The organism is Mycobacterium sp. DL592, from assembly GCF_011694515.1.
Classification (GTDB): Bacteria; Actinomycetota; Actinomycetes; order Mycobacteriales; family Mycobacteriaceae; genus Mycobacterium.
This window is the reverse complement of record NZ_CP050192.1, coordinates 89,773-104,791: the sequence shown is the minus strand read 5'-3', so window position 1 is coordinate 104,791 and position 15,019 is coordinate 89,773. Positions and strand designations below refer to the sequence as shown.

The window sequence follows — 15,019 nt, the reverse complement described above, 5'->3', positions numbered from 1 at the left end:
GCACTCAATCGGTGAGCGTCGCCAACTCGGCCCGCAGGTTGTGCTGCGCCAGTGGCTCCCAGTGCCGCCGGGCGTGCTCGGTGCGGAAAACTCCCGGCCCCCCGAGCAGATTCGCCAGCACCTGCAGCCGCCCCTTGCGGAACACCTCGTCTGAGACATGGCGGTACTCCGCACGAATAGCTGCGGTGTTGGCCACATACCGCTCGCGGGGAACGGCCAGCGACGCCAGATCCGCATCGGAGAGCACCTCCCCGTTGTGATCGCCCGGGGCCGGATCGTGGCTGACGGTCATCCGGATCAACCGCGCCACTTCGTCGACGAGCTGCGGTTCCACGCCCAGTCCGGACAGGTCTCCCTCGGCCCGGCGGGCGCTGAGTTCCTCGTCGTCGGGGCGGCCCGCATACACCGAGTCGTGGTACCAGGCGGCCAGCCGGACGGCATCGGCATCGTCGGCGAGGGCGGCAAGCTCCTCGACGTGACCGAGGATGTCGCGCAGGTGCTCGACTGAGTGGTAGCGGCGGTGCGGCTCGGACCAGGCAGCCAGCAGCTCACTCCCGACCGTCGCCGTGTCGGGGTTCGCGGTGTGCCGGGCGAGCAACGCCGCCCACATCTCGAGCAGATCCTGCACACCTCTATGGTGCACAGGCCACGGCGCTGACGCTCAGCGGCCCGGGGTAACTAAGCTTCAGCGCGTGTCCGAGACAACCCCGGCAGCGCCGCTGAGCCTACGAACGCAGGTCATGCGGTTCGTTGTCACCGGCGGCCTGTCGGCGATCGTCGACTTCGGGCTCTATGTGCTGCTGTACAAGACCGCGGGCGTCCAGGTGGACCTAGCCAAAGCGCTGAGCTTCGTCGTCGGGACCATCACCGCCTACCTGATCAACCGGCGCTGGACGTTCCAGGCCCCGCCGAGCCGGTCGCGGTTCCTGGCGGTCATGGCGCTCTACGCGCTGACCTTCGCCGTCCAGGTCGGGCTGAACCACCTCACCCTGCATCTTCTCGACTATCGGACCTGGGCCATACCGGCGGCGTTCGTCATCGCACAGGGAACCGCGACCGTGATCAACTTCATCGTTCAGCGGGTCTGGATCTTCCCGGCGGGCAGGAGCGCAGCGACCGGGGAATGATCCGGCTGCGGTGACCGCAGGGCCCCGCACGGTACCCTCGTCACGATGTCCACAACCACGACAACCCGACGCCTGAGCGGCTGGGGACGCACCGCGCCCACCGTCGCCGAGGTGTTGTCGACGCCGGACCCCGAGGTGATCGTCAAGGCCGTGGCGCGCGCCGCCGACGACAATCAGCGCGGGGTGATCGCCCGCGGTCTCGGCCGCTCCTACGGTGACAACGCCCAGAACGGTGGCGGTCTCGTCATCGACATGAGCGCGCTGGACCGCATCCACTCCATCGACTCCGACACCCGCCTAGTCGACGTCGACGCGGGCGTGAATCTCGACCAGCTGATGAAGGCCGCCCTGCCATTCGGGCTGTGGGTGCCGGTGCTGCCGGGCACCCGCCAGGTCACCGTCGGCGGTGCGATCGGATGCGACATCCACGGCAAGAACCACCACAGCGCCGGCAGCTTCGGCAACCACGTGCGATCGATGGAGCTGCTGACCGCTGACGGGCAGGTCCGCACCATCACGCCCGACGGCGAAGACGCCGACGTGTTCTGGGCGACCGTGGGCGGCAACGGACTGACCGGCATCATCCTGCGGGCCACGATCGAGATGACCCCCACTGAGACGGCCTACTTCGTCGCCGACGGCGACGTCACCCACACTCTGGACGAGACCATCGCCTTCCACAGCGACGGCAGCGAATCCAACTACACCTACTCCAGCGCATGGTTCGACGCGATCAGCGCTCCGCCGAAGCTGGGCCGCGCCGCGATCTCCCGCGGCTCACTGGCCCGGCTGGACCAGCTTCCCAAGAAGCTGCAGAAGAATCCGCTGAAGTTCGATGCGCCACAACTACTTACGCTGCCCGACGTCTTTCCCAACGGGCTGGCCAACAAGTACACCTTCGGCCCCATCGGCGAGCTGTGGTACCGAAAGTCGGGTACCTACCGCGGCAAGGTCCAGAACCTGACGCAGTTCTACCACCCCCTGGACATGTTCGGAGAGTGGAACCGCGCCTACGGGCCGTCCGGCTTCCTGCAGTACCAGTTCGTGGTGCCGACCGAGGCCGTCGAGGAGTTCAAGGCGATCATCGTCGACATCCAGCGCTCCGGGCATTACTCATTCCTCAATGTGTTCAAGCTCTTCGGGCCGGGAAACCAAGCCCCGCTGAGCTTTCCGATCCCCGGCTGGAACGTCTGCGTGGATTTCCCCATCAAGGCCGGGCTCAGTGACTTCGTCGACGAGCTGGACAGCCGCGTGCTGCAGTTCGGCGGGCGGCTCTACACAGCCAAGGATTCCCGCACCACAGCGGACACGTTCCACGCCATGTATCCGCGCATCGACGAGTGGATTGCCGTGCGCCGCAGGGTGGATCCCGACGGTGTGTTCATGTCCGATATGGCCCGACGCTTGGAGCTCTCCTAAATGGTCTTCGACGCCACCGGCAATCCGCAAACCATCCTGTTGTTGGGCGGAACCTCCGAGATCGGCCTGGCCATCGTCGCGCGCTATCTGCGCAACGCCAAGGCACGGGTGATCCTGGCCGACCTGCCTAACGCCCCCAAGCGCGACGCTGCAATCGCCCAACTGGAGGCTGCGGGCGCGAAGTCGGTGGAATACCTCGACTTCGACGCCCTGGACACCGCCAGCCACCCCGGTGTCATCGAAAAAGCTTGGGCGCAAGGTGATGTCGACGTCGCTATCGTGGCGTTCGGCATCCTCGGCGATGCCGAGGAGCTGTGGCAGAACCAGGCCAAGGCAGTCTTGAGCGCCCAGATCAACTACACCGCAGCGGTTTCGGTGGGTGTGCTTATCAGTGAGAAGATGCGCGCCCAGGGTTACGGGCAGATCATCGCCATGAGCTCGGTGGCCGGCGAACGCGTGCGCCGCAACAACTTCGTCTACGGCTCCACCAAGGCCGGCCTCGACGGCTTCTACCTTGGCCTCGGAGAAGCTCTGCGCGAGTTCGGAGTTCACGTTCTGGTGATCCGCCCCGGCCAGGTGCGCACCACCACCACGCTGGAACACTGGAAGGCCACCGGCGCCAAGGAGGCGCCCTTCACCGTCAACGCCGAGGACGTCGCCGAACTGGCCGTGACGTCGGCAGCCAAGGGCAAAGACCTGGTGTGGGCCCCCGGCCAGGTGCGGGTGCTGATGTCGGTGCTGCGGCACATTCCGCGCCCGATCTTCCGCAAGCTGCCGATCTAGCCCCCCATGCGCAGCGTCTTGGCCACGGCCGGCCAGATGGTCGCGGGAGCCTTTGTCGCCGTAGTCGTTTCAGCCGTCTCGCTGTACGCGATCGCCACCGTCGAATGGCCCGCGTTCCCGTCGTCGAACCAGCTGCACGCCCTGACCACGGTCGGCCAGGTCGGCTGCCTTGTCCTGCTGCTCGGCACCGGACTCGTGTGGCGTAGGGGCTATCAGTGGCTGGCCCGCATCGCCGCGGGGGTGTTCCTGTCGGCGTTCACCGTGGTGACCCTCGGCATGCCGCTGGGCGCCACCAAGCTCTACCTGTTCGGCATCTCGGTGGACCAGCAGTTCCGCACTGAATACCTGACGAGGCTCACCGAGAGCCCCGCACTGCACGACATGACCTACTCCGGCCTGCCGCCCTTCTACCCACCGGGCTGGTTCTGGCTGGGCGGACGCGCCGCCGCACTCACCGGCACACCGGCCTGGGAGATATTCAAACCCTGGGCCATCACCTCGATCGCCATCGCAGTAGTGCTGGCAATGGTGTTGTGGTCGAGGCTGATTCGATTCGAGTACGCCCTAGTGGTCACCACCGCCACCGCGGCCGTCATGCTCGCCTACGGTTCGCAGGAACCGTACGCGGCAATGATCACCGTGCTGATCCCGCCGGTCTTGGTGCTGGCCTGGTCGGGACTACGGGGCTCGGCAAGACACGGCGGCTGGGCCGCTGTCGTCGGCGTCGGCGTCTTCCTCGGCGTCGCCGCCACCTTCTACACCCTGCTGCTCGGCTACACGGCGTTCACCGTCGTCGTGATGGCGGTGCTGGTCGCGATCAGCCGCCGCAGCGCCGAACCGCTCCTGCGAGTGCTGGTGGCGGGTGCGATCGCCGCAGGCATCGCGCTGATCACCTGGCTGCCGTTCCTGCTGCGGGCCACCAAGGGCCCGATGAGTGACACCGGCAGCGCCCAGCACTACCTGCCCGCCGACGGCGCGGTGCTGACCTTCCCGATGCTGCAGTTCTCACTGCTGGGTGCGCTGTGCATGCTCGGCACGCTGTGGCTGGTCTGGCGGGCTCGCACCGCAACTCGCGCAGCGGCGCTGGGTATCGGGGTGTTGTCGCTCTACGCGTGGTCGCTGCTGTCGATGCTGACCACCCTGGTCGGCACCACGCTGCTGTCCTTCCGGCTGCAGCCCACCCTGACCGTCCTGCTGTCCGCGGCAGGCGCGTTCGGCTTCATCGAGGTCGCCTTGGTGATCGCCACCCGGACCAACCGCAAGGTCATCCCGGTGGCCGCCGCGATCGGGCTGATCGGGGCGATCGGCTTCAGCCAGGACATCCCCGACGTCCTGCGACCCGACCTGACCGTCGCCTACACCGACACCGACGGCAACGGCCAGCGCGGTGACCGCAGGCCGCCCGGCGCCGAGAAGTACTACGACCAGATCGACGGCGCCATCCAGCAGATCACCGGCAGGCCCCGCGAGGACACCGTGGTGATGACCGCCGACTACAGCTTCCTGTCCTACTACCCCTACTACGGGTTCCAGGGGCTGACCTCGCACTACGCCAACCCGCTCGCCGAGTTCGACAAGCGGGCGGCGGCCATCGAATCGTGGGCTGAGCTCAAGAACACCGACCAGTTCATCAAGGCCCTCGACGCGCTGCCCTGGAAAGCGCCGACGGTGTTCCTGATGCGCCGCGGAGCTAACGACACCTACACCCTGCGACTGGCCCAGGACGTCTACCCCAACCAGCCCAACGTGCGCCGCTACGCCGTCGAACTCAACGCCGACCTCTTCAAGGGACCGCAGTTCACCGTCAAGGACATCGGACCGTTCATCCTGGCCATCAGGAATCCGTAGTGACGGGCTCGCCGGCCCGGCAATTACCATCTAGCTCCGTGGAGCAGACGCGGGCGAACTATCGGACCGCGCGTCTCGTCGCCGTCGTCGCCGGCCTGCTGGGTGCCGCACTGGCGATCATGACGCCGTTACTGCCCGTCAAACAGACCACCGCGGAACTCAACTGGCCGCAGAACGGCGTCCTGGACAGCGTCACCGCGCCGCTCATCAGCTACGTCGCCACCGACCTGAAAATCGAGGTGCCCTGCCAGGTGGCCGCCGGGCTCGAGCCCACCGGCCGGACCGTACTGCTGTCCACCGTCCCCAAGCAGGCCCCCAAAGCCGTCGACCGCGGCCTGCTGATCCAGCGCGCCAACGACAACCTGGTGGTCGTCGTCCGCAACACCCCCGTCGTCGTGGCCCCGCTGTCCCAGGTGCTCAGCCCGGCCTGCCAGAAGGTGACGTTCACCGCCCACGCCGACAAGGTCACCGCCGAGTTCGTCGGCCTCACCAAGGGCCCCGACAGCGACGACCCCGGGGCGCCACTCAGAGGTGAGCGCGGCGGCTACGACTTCCGGCCCCAGATCGTCGGGGTCTTCACCGACCTGTCCGGTCCGGCGCCGCCCGGCCTGAGTCTGTCGGCCACCGTCGACACCCGCTATAGCAGCGCGCCTTCCGCGCTGAAGCTGGCGGCGATGGTCCTGGGCGTACTGCTGACCATCGTCGCGCTGGTGGCGCTGCACGTCATGGACACCGCCGACGGGATGCGGCACCGCCGCTTCCTGCCGCCGCGGTGGTGGTCACTTGGCGCACTCGACGGGGTCGTCATCGCGGTCCTGGTGTGGTGGCACTTCGTGGGAGCCAACACGTCCGACGACGGCTACATCCTCACCATGGCCCGGGTTTCCGAGCACGCCGGCTACATGGCCAACTACTACCGCTGGTTCGGCACCCCGGAAGCCCCGTTCGGCTGGTACTACGACCTGCTGGCGCTATGGGCGCACGTGTCGACGGCCAGCATCTGGATGCGGCTGCCCACCCTGATGATGGCGCTGGCCTGCTGGTGGATCATCAGCCGCGAGGTCATCCCCCGGCTCGGCCATGCGGTGAAGACCACGCGGGCCGCGGCGTGGACGGCGGCGGGGATGTTCCTGGCGTTCTGGCTGCCGCTGAACAACGGCCTGCGCCCCGAACCGATCATCGCCATCGGCATCCTGCTGACCTGGATCTGCGTGGAGCGCGGCGTCGCCACCAGCCGCCTGCTGCCCGTCGCCTTCGCCTGCATCGTCGGCGCGCTGACCCTGTTCTCCGGCCCGACCGGTATCGCCTCGATCGGTGCGCTGCTGGTGGCCATCGGGCCGCTGCGCACGATCCTGCACCGCCGGTCCCGCCAGTTCGGACTGCTGCCCCTGCTGGCGCCCATCCTGGCCGCCGCGACGGTGACGATCATCCTGATCTTCCGGGATCAGACCCTGGTCGGCGAGGTCCAGGCCAACATGCTCAAATCCGCAGTCGGGCCGAGCCTGAGCTGGTTCGACGAGCACATCCGCTACGAGCGTCTGTTCATGGCCAGCCCCGACGGCTCGGTCGCGCGGCGGTTCGCCGTCCTGGCCCTGTTGATCGCCCTGGCGGTCTCGGTGGCGATGATCCTGCGCCGCGGCCACATCCCGGGCACCGCCGCGGGACCGAGCCGGCGCATCATCGGCATCACGATCATCTCGTTCCTGGCGATGATGTTCACCCCGACCAAATGGACGCACCACTTCGGGGTGTTCGCCGGTCTGGCCGGCTCACTCGGTGCGCTAGCCGCCGTCGCGGTGACCGCGCACGTGCTCCGATCTCGGCGCAACCGAACCATGTTCGCCGCCCTGGTGTTGTTCGTGACAGCGCTGTCGTTCGCCAGCGTCAACGGCTGGTGGTACGTCTCCAACTTCGGCGTTCCGTGGTCCAACCAGTTCCCCGAATGGCACTTCGGTTTCACCACGTTCCTGCTCGGGCTGACCGTGCTGACCCTGCTGCTGGCCGCGTGGTTCCACTTCTCCGGCCGCCACAACGGCAGCACCGGCCGGCGGCGATGGTGGTCGGGGATCGTCGGTTCACCGTTGGCGGGCGTGGCCTGGCTGCTGGTGATCTTCGAGGTGCTGTCGCTGACGCTCGGGATGACCGAGCAGTGGCCGGCGTGGTCGGTGGGCCGCTCGAATCTGCAGGCGCTGACCGGCAAGACGTGCGGTCTGGCCGACGACGTCATGGTCGAACTCGACCCCAACGCCGGGACGCTCATCCCGATCGGCGTCCCGATCGGCGAGGGACTGGGCTCGACCGCCGAAGGCTTCACCCCCGGCGGCGTTCCCGCCGACGTCTCCGCCGATCCGGTGCTGGAACCGCCCGGCGGCGGCAGCCTCGCCGAGAACGACGGAGTGGCCACCAGCAGTGAGGCCGGCACCGAGGGCGGCACGACCGCGGCCGCCGGCGTCAACGGCTCACGCGCCCGGCTGCCCTACGGGCTCGACCCGAACCGCACCCCGGTGCTGGGCAGCTGGCGCTCGGGCATCCAGCAGCCCGCCAGGCTGCGCTCCGCGTGGTACCGGCTGCCCGACGACTGGCGCTCGTCCCCGCTGCTGGTGGTCTCCGCGGCCGGCCGCTTCGACCAGGACGAGGTCCAGGTGCAGTGGGCCACCGACGAGGGCGCTGCCGCCAACAAGCCCGGCGGTGGCCTGGGCTTCGCCGACATCGGCGCCGCACCGGCGTGGCGCAACCTGCGCGCCCCGCTGGCCGCGATCCCGCGCAACGCCACTCAGATCCGCATCGTCGCCTCCGACGACGACCTGGCCCCGCAGCATTGGATCGCGCTGACCCCGCCGCGCATCCCCAAGCTCCGCACCCTGCAGCAGGTCGTCGGCTCTCAGGATCCCGTTCTGCTGGACTGGCTGGTCGGTCTGGCGTTCCCGTGCCAGCGGCCGTTCGGCCACCAGAACGGCGTCATCGAGCCGCCGAAGTGGCGGATCCTGCCGGATCGGTTCGGCGCCGAGGCCAACTCGCCGGTGATGGACAACATCGGCGGTGGTCCGCTGGGCATCAGCGAGCTGCTCTACCGCGCGGTCACCGTGCCGACCTACCTCAAAGACGACTGGTTTAGGGACTGGGGCGCGCTGCAGCGGCTCAACGCGTTCTACCCCAACGCCCAGCCGGCCCGCCTGGACCTCGGCACCGCCACCCGCAGCGGCTTCTGGAGCCCGGCTCCGCTGCGGCCGACGTAGTCCTCAGGGCTGCAATCCAGTCTCAAATCGGTGCGCCCCCGCAGGCCTTCCGAAGGCGCTAAGCCTCGTCGCCTAACATCGAGCCTCGTGCCTAGCGACAGCGACGCTTCTCTCCGGATCGCGAAGCTCGTCGCCGTCGTCGCCGGCATTCTCGGCATCGTGCTCTGCGGCCTGACGCCGCTGCTGCCGGTCACCCAGACCACCGCTGCTATCCAGTGGCCGCAGGGGGACCGGGTCGGTGACATCACCGCGCCCCTGGTGTCCGGGGCCCCGCGGTCGATGGACGTGTCGATCCCCTGCCAGGCCATCGCGACCCTGCCCGCCGAGGGCGGCCTGGTGTTCTCCACGATCCCGCCCGCCGGTATAGACGCCAGCCGCAACGGCCTGTTCGTCCGGGCCAACGCCGACACCGTCGTCGTCGCATTCCGCGACACGGTGGCCGCCGTGGCGCCGCGCTCCGCGGTGGCGACACCGGCCTGCAGCACGTTGCACCTGTGGGCGGGCCCGGGCGGCACGGGCGCCGATTTCGTCGGGATCCCCGGTGCGACGGGCCGGCTGTCACCGGAGAAGAAGCCCCAGATCGCCGGGATCTTCACCGACCTGAAGGTGCCGCCGCAGCCCGGGCTGTCGGCGCGGGTCGACATCGACACCCGGTTCATCACCAACCCCACCTCACTGAAGCTCGCCGTGATGGCCCTGGGCATCGCCTGCGTGGTCGCATCGCTGGTTGCGCTCGCGGTGCTCGACGCGCAGTCAGGCCGGCGAGTCGCCGGGGCGTGGCGGCGGTTCTGGCGGGTCGGGTGGGCCACCTGGCTGGCCGACGCCGCGGTGCTCGGCACCCTGCTGCTGTGGCACGTCATCGGCGCCATCTCCTCCGACGACGGCTACAACCTGACCATCGCGCGGGTCTCCGGCGAGGCCGGCTACACCGCCAATTACTTCCGGTTCTTCGGCGCCACTGAAGCCCCGTTCGACTGGTACCAGTCGGTGCTGGCCCACCTCGCGTCGGTCAGCACCGCCGGGGTGTGGATGCGGCTGCCCGCCACCCTGGCGGGCATCGCCACCTGGCTGATCCTGAGCCGCTGCGTACTGCCCCGCCTCGGCAGGCGGCTCTCCCTCGACCGGGCCGCAGTGTGGACGGCGGGCGCGGTGTTCCTGGCCGCCTGGCTGCCCTTCAACAACGGCCTGCGGCCCGAGCCGCTGATCGCCTTCGGCGCGCTGGCCGCCTGGATTCTGATCGAGAACGCCATCGCCACCCGCAGGCTGCTGCCTGCGGCCATCGCCATCGTCATCGTGGTGTTCAGTGTGACGCTCGCGCCCCAGGGGCTGATCGCCACCGCGCCGCTACTGGTGGGCTCCCGCGCAATCTGGCAAGTCATCAGCAGCCGCCGCGCCGCCACCGGACTGCTCGCACCGCTGGCCGCCGTGGCCGCCGCGCTGTCGACCATCTTCGTGGTGGTGTTCCGCGACCAGACGCTGGCCACCGTCGCCGAATCCGCCCGGATCAAATACGTCGTCGGCCCCACGATCGCCTGGTACCAGGACTTCCTGCGCTACTACTTCCTGACCGTCGAAGACAACGTGGAAAGCTCGCTGACCCGTCGCTTCGCCGTGCTGACGATGCTGCTGTGCCTGTTCGGCCTGCTGGCCGTGCTGCTGCGGCGCGGCCGGGTGCCCGGGGTGGCCAACGGGCCGGTGTGGCGCCTGGTCGGCAGCACCGCGATCGGTCTGCTGCTGCTGACGTTCACCCCCACCAAATGGGCGGTGCAGTTCGGCGCGTTCGCCGGACTGGCCGGCGCGCTGGGCGGGGTCGCCGCGTTCGCCTTCGCCAGGGTCGGCCTGCACAGCCGACGCAACCTCGCGCTGTGGGTGACCGCACTGCTGTTCGTGCTGGCCTGGGCGACCTCGGGAATCAACGGCTGGTTCTACGTCGGCAACTACGGGGTGCCGTGGTTCGACCGACAGCCCGTTATCGCCCACCAGCCGGTGACGAGCATGTTCCTCGGCCTGGCCATCGTCACCGGCCTGCTGGCGGGGTGGCTGCACTTCCGGATGGACTACGCCGGGCACACCGAGGTCAAGAACACCCGCCGCAACCGGGTTTTGGCGTCCACCCCGCTGCTGGTGTTCGCGGTCATCATGGTGCTGCTCGAGGTCGGCTCGATGACCAAGGCGTTCGTGCAGCGCTACCCGGTGTACACCACCGCCAAGGCCAACGTGTCGGCACTGAGCTCTGGCCTGTCGAACAGCAGCTGCGCCATGGCCGACGACGTCCTCGTCGAGCCGGATCCGAATGCCGGTATGTTGCAACCGGTTCCGGGCCAGAAATGGGGACAGTACGGTCCGCTGGGCGGGGAGAACCCGATCGGGTTCACCCCCAACGGAATCAGCGACACCCTCGAGCCGGCCGAGCCGTTCGTCGCCAACCCCGGCACCGTCAACTCCGACGGCTCGCCGAACAAGCCGAATGTCGGCATCGCCTACGCGGCGGGAACCGGCGGCGGTTACGGCCCCGTCGGTGTCAACGGATCGCGGGTGTTCCTGCCGTTCGGCCTGGACCCCAAGACCACCCCGGTGATGGGCTCCTACAAGGAGAACACCGTCGCCGCCAAAGCCACCTCGGCGTGGTACCAGTTGCCGCCGCGGACCTCCGACCGCCCACTGGTCACTGTCGCCGCCGCAGGTGCCATCTGGTTCTACGACGAAGAGGGCCAGTTCAACTACGGCCAGTCGCTGAAACTGCAGTGGGGTGTGGCGCGGCCCGACGGCAGCTTCCAGGCGCTGAACTCGGTGCAGCCCATCGACGTCATCGCCCAAAAGGCTTGGCGCAACCTGCGTTTCCCGCTGGCGTGGGCGCCGCCGGAGGCCAATGTGGCGCGCATCGTGGCCGACGATCCGAACCTGAGCGACGACCAGTGGTTCGGGTTCACCCCGCCGCGGGTGCCGGTGCTGCAGACCGCGCAGCAGTTCCTGGGTTCGCAGACCCCGATCCTGATGGACATCGCCACCGCCGCGAACTTCCCGTGCCAGCGGCCGTTCGCCGAACACCTCGGCGTCGCCGAACTGCCCGAGTACCGGATCCTGCCCAACCTCAAACAGGTTGTGGTGTCGTCGAATATGTGGCAGTCGGCCCGCGCGGGTGGCCCGTTCCTGTTCATCCAGGCGCTGCTGACGACCGCGACCATCCCGACCTACCTGCGTAACGACTGGTACCGGGACTGGGGCGCCCTGGAGCGCTACATCCGCCTGGTGCCCGCCGACCAGGCGCCGACCGCCGTCATCGACCAAGGCTCGGTGAAGGTGTTCGGCTGGAGCCGCAACGGACCGATCAGGGCTTTGCCGTGACAGGGGCGCCATGACACAGACTCTCGCCGCCAACGCCCGAGACGCGGCCCACGACGTCAAGGTCACCCGCTGGGTGGCCACGATCTCTGGCCTGGTGGGGTTCGTGCTGGCGGTATTGACGCCGCTGCTGCCGGTGGTGCAGACCACCGCCACGCTGAACTGGCCGCAAGGCGGGCAGTTCGGCAATGTCACCGCCCCGCTGATCTCACAGGCACCGGTGTCGCTGACCGCCACGATTCCGTGCGATGTCATCGGATCCATGCCGCCCCAGGGTGGTTTGGTGCTGGGCCTCGCGCCGGAGAAAGGCAAAGAGGCAGCGCTGAATTCGCTGTTCGTCAACGTCACCGCGCAGCGGGTCGACATCACCGACCGCAATGTGGTGATCGCCAGCGTGCCGCGCACGAAGCTCACCGGCTGCTCCCGCATCGAGATCAGCTCCAACGAGGCGGGGACGTTCGCAACCTTCGTGGGACTGACCGACCCCACGACCGGCAAGGAGATGCGCAGCGGGTTCCCCGACCCGAACCTGCGGCCCGCGATCGTGGGGGTTTTCACCGACCTGACCGGGCCGGCTCCCCCGGGCCTGACGTTCTCGGCCACCGTCGACACCCGGTTCTCCACCAAGCCGACAGCGCTGAAGCTGGCCGCGATGCTGCTGGCGATCGCCGCCACAGCCGTCGCGCTGGGCGCACTGTGGCGGCTGGACCGGCTCGACGGCCACCGCATGCACTCGTGGATTCCGCAGCGCTGGCGCACGTTCACCGCCGTCGACGCCACCGTGGTGACCGGGTTCCTGGTATGGCACGTCATCGGTGCGAACTCCTCGGACGACGGCTACATCCTCGGCATGGCCCGGGTGGCCGACCACGCCGGCTACATGTCGAACTACTTCCGCTGGTTCGGCAGTCCCGAGGACCCGTTCGGCTGGTTCTACAACGTGCTGGCCCTGATGACGCACGTCAGCGATGCCAGCATCTGGATGCGCCTGCCGGACCTGCTCTGTGCACTGCTGTGCTGGCTGCTGCTGTCGCGGGAAGTGTTGCCCCGCTTGGGTCCCGCCGTCGAGCGCAGCAGACCCGCACTGTGGGCGGCCGGCCTGGTGCTGATGGCGGCCTGGATGCCGTTCAACAACGGTCTTCGCCCCGAAGGTCAGATCGCCACCGGCGCCCTGATCACCTACGTGCTCATCGAACGCGCGATCATCTCCGGCCGGCTGACCCCGTTCGCGCTGGCGATCATCAGCGCCGCCTTCACCCTCGGCATCCAGCCCACCGGGCTGATCGCCGTGGCGGCGCTGATCGCCGGTGGCCGCCCGATTCTACGAATCCTGGTGCGCCGCCGCGCCATCGTGGGCACCTGGCCACTGGTACTTCCGCTGCTCGCCGCCGGCACGGTCATCCTGACTGTCGTCTTCGCCGATCAGACGCTGGCAACGGTGTTGGAAGCGACCAGGATTCGCACCGACATCGGGCCCAGCCAAGCTTGGTACACCGAGAACCTGCGCTACTACTACCTGATCCTGCCGACCGTCGACGGCTCGCTGTCGCGCCGGTTCGGCTTCCTGATCACCGCGCTGTCGCTGTTCGTCTCGATGTTCATCATGTTGCGCCGCAAGCGGGTTCCAGGCGTGGCCCGGGGACCGGTGTGGCGGCTGATCGGTGTCATCTTCGCGACGATGTTCTTCCTGATGTTCACCCCGACCAAGTGGGTGCATCACTTCGGCTTGTTCGCCGCGGTGGGTGCGGCGATGGCCGCGCTGGCCACCGTGCTGGTCTCGCCCAAGGTGCTGCGCTGGTCGCGCAACCGGATGACTGTGGTCACCGCGGTGCTCTTCGTGCTGGCACTGTGCTTCGCAACCACCAACGGCTGGTGGTACGTCTCGAGCTACGGTGTGCCGTTCAACAACGCGATGCCGCGGATCGCCGGAATCACGGTCAGCACAATCTTTTTCTTCCTGTTCGTCGTCTCCGCCCTCTACACGGTGTGGCTGCACTTCAACTCGCGTGACCACGGTGAGGGCCGCATTGCGCGCGCCGTCACCGCCGCGCCGATCCCGGTGGCGGCCGGACTCATGGTGGTGGTCTTCGTCGGCTCCATGACGGCGGGAATCGTGCGCCAGTACCCGACGTACTCCAACGCGTGGGCGAACCTGCGGTCGTTCTCCGGCGGCTGCGGTCTGGCCGATGACGTGCTCGTCGAACCCGACCCCAACGCGGGCTTCCTCAGCCCGCTGCCCGGCGATTACGGCCCGCTCGGCCCGTTGGGCGGCACCAAGCCCGTCGGCTTCACACCCAGCGGCGTGCCGGAACACATTGTCGCCGAATCGATTCGGATGACCAACCCACAGCCAGGCACCGACTACGACTGGGACCAGCCGATCAAGTTGGACACCCCCGGAGTCAACGGCTCGACGGTGCCGCTGCCATACGGCCTCGACCCCGCACGGGTGGCGCTGGCGGGCAGCTATGTCGTGGGGCCGCAGCAGGAAGCCACCCTCAACTCGGCCTGGTACACGTTGCCGCCCAACGACAGCGGCCATCCGCTGGTGGTCGTCACGGCCGCGGGCACCATCGCCGGCCGCAGCGTGCTCAACGGTCTGACCGACGGACAGCTCGTGGAGCTGGAGTACGGCAGGCTCGGTCCCGACGGTGCGCCGGTGCCTGCGGGCCGGGTGACGCCCTACGACCTCGGGCCCGCGCCGTCGTGGCGCAATCTGCGATTCGCCCGCTCGGAGATGCCCGCCGACGCCACCGTCGTACGCATCGTGGCCCAGGACCGCTCGCTGTCACAGGGCGACTGGATCGCCGTGACGCCGCCACGTGTTCCGGAGTTGCGCTCCGTCCAGGAGTACGTCGGGTCCACACAGCCGGTGTTGATGGACTGGGCCGTGGGCCTGGCCTTCCCTTGCCAGCAGCCGATGCTGCACGCCAACGGTGTCACCGAGGTGCCGAAGTTCCGCATCACACCGGACTACACCGCCAAGAAGCAGGACACCGACACCTGGGAGGACGGCCGCAACGGCGGTCTGCTCGGCATCAGCGACCTGTTACTGCGCCAGAACGTGATGGCCACCTACCTGTCCCACGACTGGGGCCGCGACTGGGGCTCGCTGCGTAAGTTCGCGACGATCGTCGACGCCGAGCCGGCACAGATCGAACTGGGCACCGCCACACACAGCGGCCTGTGGAAGCCGGGACGAATCAGGATCAAGGCTTAGTCGGATCAAGGCGTAGTCGGTTCAAGGCGTAGCGACGCCCGGAA

8 protein-coding genes are annotated in these 15,019 nt (G+C 68.3%); 7 read left to right on the top strand and 1 reads right to left on the bottom strand.

Annotated features, from left to right (window positions below):
- Positions 1-4: 4 nt before the first annotated feature.
- Positions 5-628: a metal-dependent phosphohydrolase gene (locus HBE64_RS00430; RefSeq protein WP_167096739.1), complete on the bottom strand. Its 624-nt coding sequence runs from the start codon at positions 626-628 to the stop codon at positions 5-7.
- A 112-nt stretch (positions 629-740) separates the two neighbouring features.
- On the opposite strand from HBE64_RS00430, the gene HBE64_RS00425 reads away from it, so the two are divergent.
- The 7 genes from HBE64_RS00425 to HBE64_RS00395 all read left to right on the top strand — a co-directional run bounded on the left by HBE64_RS00425 (position 741) and on the right by HBE64_RS00395 (position 14,975).
- The gene (locus HBE64_RS00425) at positions 741-1,127 is read left to right on the top strand and encodes a GtrA family protein (RefSeq protein WP_167096737.1); all 387 of its coding nucleotides are present in this window, start codon (positions 741-743) and stop codon (positions 1,125-1,127) included.
- 45 nt (positions 1,128-1,172) lie between these two features.
- Positions 1,173-2,546: an FAD-binding oxidoreductase gene (locus HBE64_RS00420; RefSeq protein ID WP_167096736.1), complete on the top strand. Its 1,374-nt coding sequence runs from the start codon at positions 1,173-1,175 to the stop codon at positions 2,544-2,546.
- Positions 2,547-3,329: a decaprenylphospho-beta-D-erythro-pentofuranosid-2-ulose 2-reductase gene (locus HBE64_RS00415; protein ID WP_167096734.1), complete on the top strand. Its 783-nt coding sequence runs from the start codon at positions 2,547-2,549 to the stop codon at positions 3,327-3,329.
- Positions 3,330-3,335: 6 nt separating this feature from the next.
- Positions 3,336-5,177: a galactan 5-O-arabinofuranosyltransferase gene (locus HBE64_RS00410; RefSeq protein ID WP_167096732.1), complete on the top strand. Its 1,842-nt coding sequence runs from the start codon at positions 3,336-3,338 to the stop codon at positions 5,175-5,177.
- Entirely contained in the window at positions 5,177-8,413 is a 3,237-nt protein-coding gene (locus tag HBE64_RS00405) for an arabinosyltransferase domain-containing protein (RefSeq protein ID WP_167096730.1), read from the top strand. The genes HBE64_RS00410 and HBE64_RS00405 overlap by 1 nt, the downstream gene beginning before the upstream one ends.
- A gap of 87 nt (positions 8,414-8,500) precedes the next feature.
- Positions 8,501-11,758, top strand: coding sequence for an arabinosyltransferase domain-containing protein (locus HBE64_RS00400; RefSeq protein ID WP_167096728.1), 3,258 nt, complete (start codon positions 8,501-8,503; stop codon positions 11,756-11,758).
- 10 nt (positions 11,759-11,768) lie between these two features.
- Positions 11,769-14,975 (top strand): arabinosyltransferase domain-containing protein, encoded by a 3,207-nt coding sequence (locus tag HBE64_RS00395; RefSeq protein WP_167096726.1) that lies wholly within the window; start codon positions 11,769-11,771, stop codon positions 14,973-14,975.
- Positions 14,976-15,019: the final 44 nt, after the last annotated feature.

Excerpts from the sequence above, each read along its gene's own strand:
- HBE64_RS00395 (WP_167096726.1), top strand. The coding sequence starts at position 11,769 with ATGACACAGACTCTCGCCGCCAACGCCCGAGACGCGGCCCACGACGTC.
- HBE64_RS00410 (WP_167096732.1), top strand. The coding sequence starts at position 3,336 with ATGCGCAGCGTCTTGGCCACGGCCGGCCAGATGGTCGCGGGAGCCTTT.
- HBE64_RS00420 (WP_167096736.1), top strand. The coding sequence starts at position 1,173 with ATGTCCACAACCACGACAACCCGACGCCTGAGCGGCTGGGGACGCACC.
- HBE64_RS00425 (WP_167096737.1), top strand. The coding sequence starts at position 741 with ATGCGGTTCGTTGTCACCGGCGGCCTGTCGGCGATCGTCGACTTCGGG.
- HBE64_RS00415 (WP_167096734.1), top strand. The coding sequence starts at position 2,547 with ATGGTCTTCGACGCCACCGGCAATCCGCAAACCATCCTGTTGTTGGGC.